Raw genomic sequence first — 14,233 nt, forward strand, 5'->3', positions numbered from 1 at the left:
TTAATAGTTAATAGTTCGTAGTTCATAGTTTTAATTTCTAATCTCTAATCCCCATCCTCTAATCTCTATCTTCTATCCTTTAAGTTTTCGGATTTCTGCTATGTCAAAGGTTTTATATTTTTCGTATAATCTTATTGCAATACCTACAAGTATTACTGTAACAGCTAAACCTATTATTATCGCCGTTAAAACCATCGCCTGTGGTAACGGGTCAACCATATTTAACGGTTGTTGAGTCGCTACATTCTGCCTGGAAAATATCGGGAATGTGGCATTATATTTATATCCTATAAGTACTAAAAACAGGTTAACAGCATATTCCATTATAGTCAATCCTATAATAATTTTTATTAAATTTCTCTTTATTAATATTGCATATAATCCAACACAAAAAAGTACTATGCAAAGAAAATAATCAATCATTTTTTTCACTCCTGAAAAATACTAGTGTAATAAATATACTAAAAAGCCCGGCACTGACAATTAAACTAATTGCTATATTATATATTAACATTGTTCCCACGCTGAATAATTCGAATGGTTTGCCTTTTCCCAAAACATTTGAAAGAAAATACCCTCCGCTGAACATAGCCAACACGGTACATATTATAAATATTATGGCACCAAGATTTTCTAATATTTCGCTTAATTTTTCATTCATTTTTTTAAGCGTGACTTCTTTACCATACGCAAGCATTAAATGGATAAACGATAACGCAATTATTACCCCGCCCGCAAAACCGCCTTCTGATTCAATATGCCCGTTAAAAACTATATAAATACCAAAAAGCAATATCAATCCGGTAGTCAACCTGGTAACTGTTTTTACAATTAATGTCATTCCGGTTTGTGATTTTTTTATCATTTTTTCTTACCCACTTTTCGCATTATGGTCAAAACGCCTATAACTGAAGTAAAGAAAATAGTTGCAGCTGCAAGGGTATCATATACGCGGTAATTCAATAAGATAGAAACAACCACATTTGGCGCTCCGATTTTCTGGAAACTTTCGCTGAGATATAATTTGGATATCTTCATTATCGGATATCCAATCCTTGGGAGCTCATTAACTAAATAATATGCACAAATAAGAAAAACTATAATGAATATGCTGACTACTATATATGGTAAAACTTCCCGCCGTTCATAATGAACTCCATCCCGGTCAACTGTACCGCGAATCAGTATGATTAAAACTAAAATTTCAACAACAAGCTGTACAATCGCTAAATCCGGCGCTTTAAGCAAAAGGAAACATACAGATAAACCTAACCCGGTAGCACCTATAGAAATAACAGCAGAAAGTAAATCTTTCATTTCTATAGCAGCGATTGAACTTATTATCATGAAAATAATCAGTATTTTTAATATCAACATTTAATCCCCAAATTATGCCGACCAAGGTCGGCAACTACAACTATATTGTAGTGGCAAAGCTTGCTCTGCCTAATCGTTGCACCCCTTGTTTATTGTAGTTGCACACCCTTGGTGTGTATAACGAAAATATATTTTCCAATCACGCTAAGGCTTGCCAAGGGCAAGCCGCTACAGTATTTTATACAGAATAACAAATATAAATCAACGGATCAAAACTAAAAGCAAAATTATTACGCCTATCAAACTCCAGCTCAAATATGTATGTAAATTACCTGTATGCATGTATGATAAAATAGCTCCGATTGATATAAATATTTTCCTGAACCAATCGTATATGTCAAATATTTTTTCTTCAGCAAGGTCATACATAGTTTTAAAAAATCCTATATCTTTTATTGTCTGATAAAAATCTACTCCCTTAACACGGGCATCATCAGATAATATCTCGCCACCTATATATATGTCTGACTTACGATACTTAACTTTAGATATCAAATAAACAACAAGACCTATTAAAAGTCCGACAAAAATAAGTAATGTTGCCAATCTTGGCTGCCAGAAACCAGGGAAACCAGTTAATAGTTCATAGTTCGTAGTTGAGAGAGAAGGAAAAATAAAATATTTTAATGGAAGCTGGAATGCAAATACACCAAAAATTATACATAATCCGGCAAGTACAACCTGAGGTAACCACATGGACAATGGGACTTCTGAAAGGCGTTCTGATGTTCTTGTGTTCTTGTGTTCTTGTGTTATAATGTTCTCATGTTCTGATGGTTGGCCAAGAAATACTCCATGTAGAAGTTTAATAAATGATGCTAATGTAAGTGCAGAACCGAACATTGCTGCCACTATAAATATCCACCATAACTTCGTCAATAAAGTAGAACCGGTAGTACCAACCTGAATTATTCCTTGATATATCATCCATTTTGATACAAACCCGTTAGTAAGCGGTATCCCTGATATTGATAATGCTGCTATTAAGCAAGTTATGAATGTTATCGGCATATATTTTGCCAATCCGCCAAGATTAGCTAAATCACTTGTTTTTGTTTTGTACTCAATAGAACCACCACATAAAAACAAACATGATTTATAAATTGCATGATTTAGCATATGAAAAAGTCCGCCCGCAATACCTATAGGGTTACCTGTACCTATTCCTAATACCATATACCCTACCTGTGAAACAGCATGGTACGAAAGTAATTTCTTTATATCATGCTGTATCATTGCCATAAATACTGCCATTATTATAGTTATTGCACCAATTAACATCAGCACAAAATTTAGAGTTGAAAATTGAGAGTTGAAAGAAAAAAAGCCGGTACATATTCGGATTAATAAATAAATACCGAGCAACTTATCCAAAGAAGCCGGTAAATATGCCGTTACAGGAATGGGTGCCGATACTGCCATATCCGGTACCCATGTATGCAATGGCATCACACCTGCTTTTGCAAAAGCAGCTATTATTAAACATAAAAAAGTAACTATTGCCAGTCGGGATGATAAAATAATATGTATCTTATCCATCTGCAGTGTTCCTGTTAACAACAAGATTATCGCTATACCAAGAATCATAAAACAATCGGAACCACCTATTATTATGAAAGTTTTTTTAGCTGCAGAAGCTGAAGAAGAATGTTCTATTGTTCTTGTGTTCTTATGTTCTGAAGAATTGTTTACTGGTTCAGGGTTAATTTGTATTAATAAATATAACGTTAACCCCAGGAAGCCCCAGAAAACCAGTAACAATATTAAATTATTTGACAAAACTGCACCGATAGCTGCTCCTAACGTCAATAAAATATAGCAGTAATATTGTGACAAGGAAATTTTTTGTTCACTACTCAAGTCCTGCATAAATTTCAGTGAATATAAAACAATTAGAAACCCGAAAAGTGTCACAAATAAAACGACAAATCCTCCGAGAACATTAAAAACAAAATATTCAGATGAAGGTGGTGGTATAATAAATGCTAAAATACTTACAATAAATGTTACAATAGATACCGACACAGCGACAACTTCAGTCGCCTTAGGTATTAATAAACAAATAATTCCACCTAATATAGGTAATCCGATTAAATAATAAATTAGATTCATAAATGTTTTGGTTATTGGGTTTTAGAGTTATAGGGTTATAGGGTTTAAACTCTATGAACTCTATAACTCTACAAACTCTAAAACTCTCTATATTCTATAACGCTTTTCTTATTTGCTCTGTTTTTTCTTGCGACAATTTTATTAAATCAAAACCGTTCATTAGTTTTTTGTTTTTTTCTTTATCAATGACAGCAACTCTTTCCGTACAACAATAACAAGGGTCAACTGCTGCTAAAATTAAGGCAGCATCTGAAATTGTCTGACCTTTTACCGCATATTGGTCTGAAGGGACATTAACGTAAGAAGGTGCACGTATTTTGTGACGGACAGGCCTGCTGCTTTTATCTGAACGGACATAATGAAATACTTCACCTCTCGGTGCTTCGTGCCTGCCTATACCTTCTCCAACAGGGATTTCTTTTACATTTAAATCAAAGTTGCCTTCCGGTTCTTTTTTAAGTCCCTCAAGACAACCACGAATAATTTTTACCGATTCGTACATTTCAAGGATACGGACTGCCGCTTTATCAAAAACATCACCATTCTGCGCCAAAATAACTTTCCAGTCAACCATACCATATGCCGCGTATGGATCATCCCTGCGAATATCCATATCTAAACCTGATGCTCTTGCAGTAGGACCCACTACACAATATTTTATCGCAACATCCTTTGGTAATATTCCTACACCTTTTGTTCTTGCATGAATAACAGGGTCATCCATTACAGCACCTTTGAACATATCCAAAACAGGAACCAATTCATTACACATTTTTTCAATCTGAGGAATGTCTTTTTTTTCTATGTCCCGTCGCGTACCGCCAATTTTCATCATTGCATAGTGCTGGCGATTGCCTGATATAAACTCTAATATGTCACAAACTAATTCCCTATATTTCCAACTCCACATCCATACAGTATTGTAACCTATAAAATGCCCTGCTAAACCAAGCCACAGAAGATGCGAGTGTAATCGTTCTAATTCACCTACAACCGAACGAATATATTTTGCACGAACAGAAATTTCAAAACCTGCCAAATCCTCAACGGCATTTACATATGCAAAAGGATGGCTCGAAGAACAAATTCCGCATATCCTTTCAACTAGAAACGCCGACTGGTCCCAGTGCAGTGATTCTGAAAGTTTTTCTATCCCCCTGTGGTTATATCCTATTTCAATATCCATATCAACCACTCTTTCACCTTCAACATAGAGTTTAAAAAATTCTCCTTCTTCCTGTAAAGGATGATACGGACCGATAGGAATGATTGTTCTTTTATCGTTCATAGTCGTCTTTGTGTTTTAGAGTTATAGGGTTATTGGGTTATAGGGTTTCAACCCTAAAACTCTACAAACTCTATAACGCTATAACCCTTTTACTTTCTTCCTTCTCCTTGTCCCTGCCTTAATGGATAATCGCCTTCGGGCCAGTCGTCTCTTAACAAAAGATGTTTCAAATTCGGGTGACCTTTGAAATTTATTCCTAACAACTCCCACATTTCTCTTTCAATCCACTCGGCACCTTTTATAATATGTGAAATGGTTTCAATTTCCGGTTTCTCTTTATTAGTAATTAAAACACGAAACGAAATAACACTACCGTCTTTATCATCACTAAAATGATAAAGAATTTCAATTCCGTCTCTTCTATCAGTACCTGTAGCAATAATGAATCTTAACTTTATATCATCAAACAAATATTTTGATATGCTGACAATATCTGACGGTGAAATATCGAAATAGAACCTTTTTTTATTTTTTTCTTCGTATTTTTTAATTTTATTTCCAAGTTTTTCTTTTATTTGTTCAATAACATTCATTTTTCGCCTCTTAATGCTTTTATCAGTTTAACAACACCCATTATCATAGCTTCCGGTTTTGGCGGGCAACCCGGAACATATGCATTTACCGGAATAATTTTATCTAAAGGACCGCAGGTATTATAAGAATCTCTGAACATTATCTCTGAACAGGCACAATTTCCTATTGCAATAACCAAAATAGGTTTCGGTGCCTGCTCATAAATCCGTTTTAAGCGGTCTACAATTTTTTTATTTACAGCACCTGTAACCAAAAGCGCATCGGCATGCCGGATTGAACCCACAAGCTGAATACCAAACCTTTCCAAATCATGCCGTGGTGTTAAAGCGTCCAGTATTTCAATATCGCAGTTATTACAAGGACTGCAAGCCGTGTGAAACACCCAGATTGACTTGGTAAGTACTTTAAGTTTTAGAGTTTTAGAGTTCATAGAGTTATAGGGTTTTTGATAAATATTTTATCAAATTTGAATCCATTTTTGCCACTTTATCTGCTTGATTGTATATGGAATAAAAAGTATTATCGTTTATATATTCCAAATCTTTCATAACATAAAGAATACTTTGAGTTTCAGAAACAGATGCTTTTGAGATATATAAAAATTGTATAAATTCTTTATTTGAATGCCGTGAAAATCCTTCGGCAATATTACTCATTATTGATACAGAAGCACTCGTTAACTGGTTTACTAATCTATAATCTTTTTTAAATTTATCACAGCAATTAATTGTTTCATAAACCATTTTTACCAATTTTCTTGCCTCTTGCCAAACTTCCAAATCTTCAAACCTTTCTATTTTCATTATAACTCTATAACTCTATAACTCTATAACCCTATAACCCTAATATCCTATCGATGCTAAAACTATTGCAAAAATTGAAAAAATTAGACAACTTCGCCAGAAAAATCGCATTGCCTGGTCAATCCTTACTCGTGGATTAGTATTTCTTATTAAAACAATTAAAACCAGAACCAAAACATATTTTAAAATTCCCCAAATAATTGACATGCCTTCAAATTTTATACCGCCAAAAAATAAAATCACTGCAAAAAAGGGAATCACAAACAAAAGCATCATACGATTTAATTTATGAATTGCAAGCAAGATACCGGAATATTCTATAAAAACACCGCCTGCTATTTCTGTTTCTGCTTCAGCCATATCAAATGGAACAAGCCCTAACTTTGCCTGGATTGATAGAAGAAAAACAATAAAAGCAATTATACCGGAAAATGAATTTAAAACAATTCCTTGTGTCTGCTGATATGAAACAATTTCACCTAACTTTATAGTCTGTAATTTTATAATTAATACTATTATCGATAAAATAAACGGAAGCTCGTAAGAAACATATAGCTTCATTTCACGTGAAGCAGCAAGTGAGGCAATCGGATTACCTGATGCGCTCGCACCCAAAATAACAGAAATTGGAGTAATTGCTAAAAGATAAATTACTACAATTAAATCACCGACAAAGAGCATCTGTGGATTTAACACAGATTTCCACAGAATCAAAGATACAAGTGTAGTGGAAGCTACCGCAAAAAAAGGTGCAAGAATAAAAATAGGGCTATTCGCATTATTTGGTATAATGGTCTCTCTATTTAAAAGTTTCACAAAATCATAAAACGGCTGAAAAAAAGGAGGACCTTGCCGCCATTGAACACGGGCAGTAACCTTTCTGTCAATCCAGGAAACAACCATCCCGATAATAGCAGTAAACACAAACCCCGGAAAAACAACAAATTCAAATAATAATTTCATAATAGTTACGTTATAGAGTTATAGGGTTATAGGGTTTTAGGGTTTTAGGGTTTTAGGGTTTTTAACTCTACAAACGCTACGAACTCTATAACTCTATAACTTTTTACTTCTTCCATTTTAAACTATACACCAAAAGTTTATCGGATATTTTATAAATATTCTTCGACTCATCTTCTTCTATATCTACCCACTGTAAAATATTATCTTTGCATGTACTGACACACATCGGCGGCTTACCGTTACTTCTATCAATACAATAGTCACATTGTGATGTCTTGTAAGGTAATATATCTAAATATATAGTACCAAAAGGACAGGCAACCGAACAAGTCTTACAGGAAGTACACCTCATAGAATATCTTTGTAAAATTCCTTCATTGTTTTTTTCAAGTGCTTCGTTAGGACATGAAATAATGCAATCGGCACGTTTACATTGCCGGCATATAACATACTGTGCCGCTTTTGCAAGAAGTTTTTCAACACCATCATTTTTAGGTGCATCATAAGCAGTCCCTTGATGATAAAAATAGCTGCATTCGGAAGAAAAATCTTCCATTTTATAATACTTTTCCAAATCAATAAGAATTTTTTTATTCATAAACCTTACCTAATCACAAAGCGAGCAAGAAATTTATCCTACATTAATCGCGAGCGAGGGAGAAATTTCTGAAGAGCCTAAATTTGCGACTTATTATTTCCAGGAGCAAATGATAGAGCGAGTTCTAACGAGCGTCTCGAAGAAATTTACTCCCGAACGGCTAGTCCCAAAGTTCCTCTAAATCCTTTATTTTATCGTATAAAAAAACCGGACCGTCTTTACATACAAAATAGGGACCTAACTGACAATGTCCGCATTTACCAAGACCGCAAGACATGTTTTTTTCCATTGAAAGATAAATATTTTTAGGTGAAAACCCTACTTCCAATAGTTTTTTCGTACCGAATTTCATCATTATCGGAGGCCCGCAGACAATAGCAACCGAATTTTTTAAATCAACTTTTACTTTATCCAAAAGACATGTCACGACCCCGACACTTTCTTTCCATACGCCTTCCGGACATTTATCTACACTTCTTAAAATATCCAACTTTTTTATTTTCTTCCAATCTTCAAATTCTGATTTATAAATTATATCTTCGGGACTCTTTGAACCGTAACATAAAGTAACCTTTTTAAATTTATCAATTTGTTTAACTAATGTTAAAAGAAATGACCGTAACGGCGCCATCCCAACACCGCCACCCAATATCAAAACCTCTTTATCTACCATTTCTTCTATAGGATACCCTTTGCCATACGGACCGCGGATACCGACAATATCGCCTTTTTTCAATTGATGTATTTTTTCAGTAACATATCCGGCTCTCATTATGGTAACATCTATTGTCTCAGTTTTATATGGTGAAGAAGAAGGAGTAAAAGGCGATTCTCCAATCCCGTTAAGTGAAAATTCAATAAATTGCCCGGTTACAAATGAAAATTTTTCAGACGGTTTTAGAGTAAATGTTTTTATGTTGGAGCTCTCGTCTGTTATATTTACAACTTCCGCCTTAATTGGTTGATAAATGTTCTTCATAAAGTTTGGAGAGTTATAGAGTTCATAGAGTTTAAACCCTAAAACCCAATAACCCTAAAACGCTATAACAGTTTTTTATTCCTACTCGCTTAATCTCGTCAGTACTTTTCTTATATCAATTTCTGCAGGACAAACTTCTATGCATCTACCACAACCGGTACAGGCATAGGAGCCGAAATTCTCCTTCCTGTAATTCATTTTACAGGAATAGAAATTTCTATAACGTTTTTCTTTTGTCGACCTGGGATTAGAACCGCCTGCTACTCTTGCATATCCTTTGAACTGGCAAGCATCCCAGAAACGGTATTTTTCAAAATTTTTTGTTTCTCCGATTAAAAAACAATAGCAAGTTGAACAAGCAAACCTGCACCCGCCGCACTCAACACATTCTTTAGCAACTTCTTTCCACAAATCTGCTTTTGGCGGCTTGACAACTTCATTAAGTAATTTTGCAAACTTAAAATCCTTATTTACCTTTAAGACAAGTTCATTAACTTCCGTTCTATTTCTCTCAGATTCATCTAAATGATTTTGAATAGTGTCCTGAAAAAGCCACTTATTGTTATCAATTAATTTTCTACCTTTCTCACTTAAAATTTCAACTACAAAACCGTTTTGAATAGGTCTAAGATTTATATCAAACCCGGAGGTCGGGTATGGCAGTCCTTCAATAATAGAACAAAAACAGCTGTTCTTGCAGGATGTACAGTCAGCAGATATTATCAATGTGTTTTTTCTTGCCTCTTCATAAACAGGATCTCTATACTCGCCACCCAAAAACATATTGTCCAGTAACTGAAGATGCGCCAATTCGCAGGCTTTTACACCTATAATTATTCTTTGCTTTTTTGAGCTTAGCGGAACGATTTTTTCAATTGATGAAAAGAAAAATGATTTTAACGGTATTGTTGAACGGTATTTACCTATAAGTGAAGTATTTAAATTTTGCGTAGTCAATCTAGAATAATTATAGTCAGCATCATCCTGGCTAAAAAGCGAAAAAACGTCATATTTACCAATTTGACTAAGTAAAAAGTTCTGCCAATTTTGATTGTTGATATACCTATTTTCCATATATTGCACTCAATTATATATATATTATCTTTTTAGTCAAGCTCTATTCAAAAACATTTTTAACTATTTTTTTAGCATCAAATAGTGCGTCTGCAAGAGATGAACGCACAACTGATTGTATGGATGCACCTGCTCTTTTACAAGATTCCTGAGTAAATTGAGTTATAATTTTGCCAAGAACTATTTTAAGCGGAATTTTTTCTTTTATATCAGGTAAATACGCGATTTTATCCGTATTGGGTTGTAGTTTCCTTGGGAGACCCGAAATTCTTTCAACATAATGAGCATTATCCGGGTGATTTTTACCCAAAATATTTTCAACATAATAGTTCGCCTTATCGTTTTCAATGTATTCAATTTCAGACAGATATGCAGCATTGCCGGATTTTATTTCAGTGTCAATTGAGTCAATATCCTTGTAATGTACCGGAACTATATTTTTTAACCGGAACTCACATTTATCTACAATTTCCTGAGTGTTGTCCAAATATTCCTGTTGTATTCCTGTTGCTAACATTTCTTCTTCGGATTTTAGCCAATAATGATGCGATTCCATTTTAAAAGATGATATTTTATCAAAGCGCGTTCTTATAACTAAATCGTGTGCTAACCAATCATCGATTTCCAGATAGTGAACATCATTTGTTGCAATTAATTTTACATTATTCTTTTTGGCAAGTTCTATAAGCCCTTTATTGGAGATTTCCTCATCACTAATTTCATGCCTGCCAAGTTCAGCGTAAAAATCACCGCCAAAAATACTTTTATATCTTAAAAATATTTTTTCCGCTCCTGCCAAATCCTCTTTTATATATGCCTGTGACACTTGATTAAAAAAACAAGCAGATGAAGCGATAACACCTTCGTGATATTTTTCTAAAAGTTCCCAATCAACCAATCCCCTTCTTTCATAATAATTATTTTTAATCCAGCTATCTGATACAAGCGAAACAAGATTTCTATAACCGGTTTCATTTTTTGCGAAAAGCAGAAGATGAAATCTGTTTTTATCTTTTTTTTCAATAGATTGCTGGGCATTATCAACAAAATATATTTCAACACCAAATATCGGTTTTATATCATATTTTTTACAGACATCTGAAAATTCATATACAAACGGCATTTCACCATGTTCTGTTATTGCAACAGCATTTTGACCAAGTGATTTTAATTTTTTTACTGCTTCTTCTATGCGCAGTGTACTATCGGAAAATGACCCGGTAAAATGGTTGTGAAGGTTTGTAAACATTATTCCTCCGGAACATTAAACAAATCAATCTTAATATTTTTATTTAAATTCAGTTTTTTAAGTATTACAGTAGCCTTCATATCAAAAGAAGTGTTTATAAAATCCAACTTGTGCGGAAAAATTACTTTTCCTGCCAGCTTGAAATCCGAAAACTTTACTATTGAACCGTTTAAAAATATTATTTCAGAAATTGTTTGTAATTTTTTATTTATTTTTAATTCAACAAAATTGTTTTTAAAAATACAGGTATCTTTTTCTTCACTAACAAAATTTAATCCGTCAAAATATTCTGATTCAAAAATATTGAAGATATCTTTAACCCAGAAATATTCATCTGTAAGATTATAAACCTTCTTTTCAGGTGTTATATAAACAATTGTTCCTTGCCTCATAAGAATAATCCCTTGAGGCACTGAAAAGAACCCTAATATTTCCAACCTGAATTGTTTTGGTTTTTTGAAAAAAAATGGACCATTTAATCCAAAAACTTCATTTTTATGAACTGTATTAATACTCATAAAACCTAAAATATCATGCATGTCTTTGAAACATTTTATAGCACGCATTTTTATCATATCGTTAGACCACTTTATATTCTTTCCATACTTTTTTATTTTATCTTTTACGCTTTTATTCTTCTCAAGTAAAAGCGAAGTCTCCCAGCTATCAACCGCCATTTGAACATTATCCAGCGCAAGATAACAATCTCCGAGGTGTTCATAAATCAGAGGATCGTCAATTATTTTAGATGCTTTTTCCAACAACAATTGTGATTCATCATATTTTTTCTGGCGATAATAAACCCATCCAAGCGAATCTAAATATGCAGGGTTTTCACTTTCCGTTGCTAATGCAATTTTTATATATTTTTCTGCTTCTTCCAGCCTTATATTTCTATCAGCCCACGTATAACCCAGATAATTATAGGCAAGCGCAGAAGTTGAGTCAATTTCTATAAGTTTAAAAAGCTCCTGTTCTACTTGTGCCGATTTTTTTAATTTGTCTAAAACAATAACAAGTTCAAAATGGAACTTTAAATTGTCCGGCTCAAGATTTATTGCTTTTTTAAGATATGTCTCCGCTTTCTTAAAATTATTTAATGTTTCGTAATTCAAAGCCAGCAAAAAATATACTCCCGCCACATCACTCCCCAGTTCAATTGCTTTTTCATAAGATTTAATTGATTGCTTTTCATTTTCCTGTAAAGCAAAAAGATAACCTTTCTGTATATGAGGTTCTGGAAACTTTTTATTAAGCTTAATAGATTCATTAAAATAATCCATAGCTCCCTGATAATCTTTTTCATCAATAGCAATAAGACCATAATAGTAATCTATTAAATAGTTTTTCGGAAAAACTTTTTTTGCCTCTTCTAAGTATTTTTTTGCCGATATTAAATCACCTTCCAAAATATATATAACGACTGTTTTAAGCATAAGCTCCAAATCATCAGGAAAAACCTTCAGCAATTTGTCATATAATTCAAGCGCTTTCTTATAATCTTTTTTTTCTTCATACATATTTGCAAGAGCGACTAAAGGAACAATGGAATTAGCATCCATTTCCTGTGCTTTTTTAAGATATAATTCTGATTCAACAGGACTATTGAGTTTTTGGTATAGAATTCCGATATTTACATAAATTTCAGGCGATTCAGGTACAATTTGAAGATATTTTTCAAAATATAAAATTGCTTTTTCGTATTTCTTTAAATCAGAATATAAAACTCCTAAATTATATAACGCATTTTTATTAGCCGGTTCTGTGGATAATATTCTTTCGTAAAAAGAAACTGCTTCCTCAGGTTTCTTCTGATAAACTGATATTTCAGCCATAAGTTCTATAATTGATTTATCGTCAGGCTGTGTTTTTAATATTTTTGAAACTATATCATAAGCAGATTTTATATCGCCGGTTAGAATATAAAGGTTTGCCAGTTGTTTTTTTACATACAGCGAATCTGCATCATATGAAGTGGAATATTTGTATTCTTTTATCGCATTTTTCAAATCTCCCTTTATTTCAGCAATATTTCCCAATAGATAGTAGTAATATGCACTTGCCTCGTTGCCTGCCTCAATATTAGGCTGACGAAGCGGGTCGGGTTGGGAAGCGAAAGAAGAAATAGAAATAAGAAATAGGAAATTGGAAATTAGAAATAAAACATAAAACCTCTTCATAATATTTTCTCCATAATTACTGCATCATCTTTATTTGAATAGTATTTTTTTCTTATACCAATATTTTTAAATCCGTAATTTTCATAAAGAACTTTTGCGCCGATATTATTGGCACGGACTTCCAAAAACATTTTTTTTATCTGTAAGGATTTTGCCAAATCAATAATGTATTTCAGCATTTTGCTACCAACGCCTTTTTTTCTATATTTTTCTGAAACAGCAATATTTGTAACATGAGCTTCATCTGCAACATGCCAAAAACACACATATGCGACAATCTCTGACAAAATTGTAGCAACGAAGAAGTGTGAAAAATCCAGATTTAACTCACGTTCAAACATTTTTCTTGACCACGGGTCCGGATATGACTCCTGTTCAATTTTTAATATCCCGTTAATGTCCTCAAAACACAAATTGTGTATTATGATATTATCTTTTTGTCCCGATGTGTTCTTCTGCAAAACTTCTCCTTACATATAAAGGTAAAATCTTCCTGTAATCTCCCTTAAAATTATTTTTGAACTTTTTTATCGCTAAAAATCCGACTGCCGAAGCAGTCATACGAGTACAAATACATTTCCCGTTCAATCCTATTTTTCCACATATTTCGTCACTACCGGCAGCAACAGAACCTTTACTTAACATATTTCTAAATTTATCAATTTTTATTATCTGATATCCGGTTTTTCTTTTTAATCCTTGATATTCTGCCGTAAATACTTCATCACGAAGCGCATCTATTATTGGAAAAATATGCCCTATCACTTTTTCTTTAATTAAAGCACTGTACACAAGGCAATCTAAACTTGAAATCCCGATAACAGGAACCTTTAAGAACTGCCCATATGCCCTGGCTAAAGAAACACCTATTCTAATGCCGGTAAACGAACCTGGACCTATATCAACTGCTAAACAATCAAAATCCAGCTTTTTCGAAATTTCTTTTACTACTTCAAATATTTTAGAAGAGGAATTTTTAGCCACCAAAAGATTCCGTTCAGATATTATTTTATTATTATCAATCAATGCTGCCCCGCAAATTTCTCCTGTCGTTTCAATAGCAAGTATTTTCATAA

Annotated in this window: 16 protein-coding genes; all 16 read right to left on the reverse strand. The window is 33.3% G+C overall.

The window, feature by feature from the left end; translation table 11 throughout:
* Positions 1 to 72: 72 nt before the first annotated feature.
* On the reverse strand, positions 73 to 423 hold the full coding sequence (locus tag PHE88_08025) for a sodium:proton antiporter (protein ID MDD5687761.1): 351 nt from the start codon (positions 421 to 423) through the stop codon (positions 73 to 75).
* Entirely contained in the window at positions 416 to 865 is a 450-nt protein-coding gene (locus tag PHE88_08030) for an MnhB domain-containing protein (GenBank protein ID MDD5687762.1), read from the reverse strand. Before PHE88_08030 ends, PHE88_08025 begins: the two co-directional genes overlap by 8 nt.
* The gene (locus PHE88_08035) at positions 862 to 1,377 is read right to left on the reverse strand and encodes a DUF4040 domain-containing protein (GenBank protein ID MDD5687763.1); all 516 of its coding nucleotides are present in this window, start codon (positions 1,375 to 1,377) and stop codon (positions 862 to 864) included. Before PHE88_08035 ends, PHE88_08030 begins: the two co-directional genes overlap by 4 nt.
* A 201-nt stretch (positions 1,378 to 1,578) precedes the next feature.
* Positions 1,579 to 3,489, reverse strand: coding sequence for a proton-conducting transporter membrane subunit (locus PHE88_08040; GenBank protein ID MDD5687764.1), 1,911 nt, complete (start codon positions 3,487 to 3,489; stop codon positions 1,579 to 1,581).
* Positions 3,490 to 3,583: 94 nt separating this feature from the next.
* Positions 3,584 to 4,777, reverse strand: a complete 1,194-nt coding sequence (locus PHE88_08045) for a nickel-dependent hydrogenase large subunit (protein MDD5687765.1) — start codon at positions 4,775 to 4,777, stop codon at positions 3,584 to 3,586.
* A gap of 89 nt (positions 4,778 to 4,866) precedes the next feature.
* On the reverse strand, positions 4,867 to 5,310 hold the full coding sequence (locus tag PHE88_08050; protein MDD5687766.1) for an NADH-quinone oxidoreductase subunit C: 444 nt from the start codon (positions 5,308 to 5,310) through the stop codon (positions 4,867 to 4,869).
* A complete protein-coding gene (nuoB, locus tag PHE88_08055; GenBank protein ID MDD5687767.1) occupies positions 5,307 to 5,741 on the reverse strand; it encodes an NADH-quinone oxidoreductase subunit NuoB in 435 nt (144 codons plus the stop codon). Before nuoB ends, PHE88_08050 begins: the two co-directional genes overlap by 4 nt.
* A 4-nt stretch (positions 5,742 to 5,745) precedes the next feature.
* Positions 5,746 to 6,114 (reverse strand): four helix bundle protein, encoded by a 369-nt coding sequence (locus PHE88_08060; protein ID MDD5687768.1) that lies wholly within the window; start codon positions 6,112 to 6,114, stop codon positions 5,746 to 5,748.
* A gap of 39 nt (positions 6,115 to 6,153) precedes the next feature.
* Positions 6,154 to 7,077, reverse strand: a complete 924-nt coding sequence (locus PHE88_08065; GenBank protein MDD5687769.1) for an NADH-quinone oxidoreductase subunit H — start codon at positions 7,075 to 7,077, stop codon at positions 6,154 to 6,156.
* A gap of 103 nt (positions 7,078 to 7,180) precedes the next feature.
* Positions 7,181 to 7,675, reverse strand: coding sequence for a 4Fe-4S binding protein (locus PHE88_08070; protein MDD5687770.1), 495 nt, complete (start codon positions 7,673 to 7,675; stop codon positions 7,181 to 7,183).
* A gap of 160 nt (positions 7,676 to 7,835) precedes the next feature.
* Positions 7,836 to 8,654 carry an FAD/NAD(P)-binding protein gene (locus PHE88_08075; GenBank protein MDD5687771.1) on the reverse strand — a complete coding sequence of 273 codons (819 nt, stop codon included), beginning with the start codon at positions 8,652 to 8,654 and terminating at the stop codon, positions 7,836 to 7,838.
* Positions 8,655 to 8,735: 81 nt separating this feature from the next.
* Positions 8,736 to 9,728 (reverse strand): 4Fe-4S dicluster domain-containing protein, encoded by a 993-nt coding sequence (locus tag PHE88_08080; protein MDD5687772.1) that lies wholly within the window; start codon positions 9,726 to 9,728, stop codon positions 8,736 to 8,738.
* A 43-nt stretch (positions 9,729 to 9,771) separates the two neighbouring features.
* Complete coding sequence (locus tag PHE88_08085) at positions 9,772 to 10,977, reverse strand: PHP domain-containing protein (protein MDD5687773.1); 1,206 nt, start codon at positions 10,975 to 10,977, stop codon at positions 9,772 to 9,774.
* On the reverse strand, positions 10,977 to 13,157 hold the full coding sequence (locus PHE88_08090; GenBank protein MDD5687774.1) for a tetratricopeptide repeat protein: 2,181 nt from the start codon (positions 13,155 to 13,157) through the stop codon (positions 10,977 to 10,979). Before PHE88_08090 ends, PHE88_08085 begins: the two co-directional genes overlap by 1 nt.
* Entirely contained in the window at positions 13,154 to 13,618 is a 465-nt protein-coding gene (gene rimI / locus PHE88_08095) for a ribosomal protein S18-alanine N-acetyltransferase (protein MDD5687775.1), read from the reverse strand. Before rimI ends, PHE88_08090 begins: the two co-directional genes overlap by 4 nt.
* Positions 13,587 to 14,231, reverse strand: coding sequence for a tRNA (adenosine(37)-N6)-threonylcarbamoyltransferase complex dimerization subunit type 1 TsaB (tsaB, locus tag PHE88_08100; GenBank protein ID MDD5687776.1), 645 nt, complete (start codon positions 14,229 to 14,231; stop codon positions 13,587 to 13,589). Before tsaB ends, rimI begins: the two co-directional genes overlap by 32 nt.
* Positions 14,232 to 14,233 lie beyond the last annotated feature (2 nt).

The organism is Elusimicrobiota bacterium (assembly GCA_028718185.1).
GTDB lineage: Bacteria > Elusimicrobiota > UBA8919 > UBA8919 > UBA8919 > JAQUMH01.

Coding starts and splice junctions, on each gene's coding strand:
- PHE88_08025 (MDD5687761.1), bottom strand. CDS start 423: ATGATTGATTATTTTCTTTGCATAGTACTTTTTTGTGTTGGATTATAT.
- PHE88_08030 (MDD5687762.1), bottom strand. CDS start 865: ATGATAAAAAAATCACAAACCGGAATGACATTAATTGTAAAAACAGTT.
- PHE88_08035 (MDD5687763.1), bottom strand. CDS start 1,377: ATGTTGATATTAAAAATACTGATTATTTTCATGATAATAAGTTCAATC.
- PHE88_08040 (MDD5687764.1), bottom strand. CDS start 3,489: ATGAATCTAATTTATTATTTAATCGGATTACCTATATTAGGTGGAATT.
- PHE88_08045 (MDD5687765.1), bottom strand. CDS start 4,777: ATGAACGATAAAAGAACAATCATTCCTATCGGTCCGTATCATCCTTTA.
- PHE88_08050 (MDD5687766.1), bottom strand. CDS start 5,310: ATGAATGTTATTGAACAAATAAAAGAAAAACTTGGAAATAAAATTAAA.
- nuoB (MDD5687767.1), bottom strand. CDS start 5,741: ATGAACTCTAAAACTCTAAAACTTAAAGTACTTACCAAGTCAATCTGG.
- PHE88_08060 (MDD5687768.1), bottom strand. CDS start 6,114: ATGAAAATAGAAAGGTTTGAAGATTTGGAAGTTTGGCAAGAGGCAAGA.
- PHE88_08065 (MDD5687769.1), bottom strand. CDS start 7,077: ATGAAATTATTATTTGAATTTGTTGTTTTTCCGGGGTTTGTGTTTACT.
- PHE88_08070 (MDD5687770.1), bottom strand. CDS start 7,675: ATGAATAAAAAAATTCTTATTGATTTGGAAAAGTATTATAAAATGGAA.
- PHE88_08075 (MDD5687771.1), bottom strand. CDS start 8,654: ATGAAGAACATTTATCAACCAATTAAGGCGGAAGTTGTAAATATAACA.
- PHE88_08080 (MDD5687772.1), bottom strand. CDS start 9,728: ATGGAAAATAGGTATATCAACAATCAAAATTGGCAGAACTTTTTACTT.
- PHE88_08085 (MDD5687773.1), bottom strand. CDS start 10,977: ATGTTTACAAACCTTCACAACCATTTTACCGGGTCATTTTCCGATAGT.
- PHE88_08090 (MDD5687774.1), bottom strand. CDS start 13,157: ATGAAGAGGTTTTATGTTTTATTTCTAATTTCCAATTTCCTATTTCTT.
- tsaB (MDD5687776.1), bottom strand. CDS start 14,231: ATGAAAATACTTGCTATTGAAACGACAGGAGAAATTTGCGGGGCAGCA.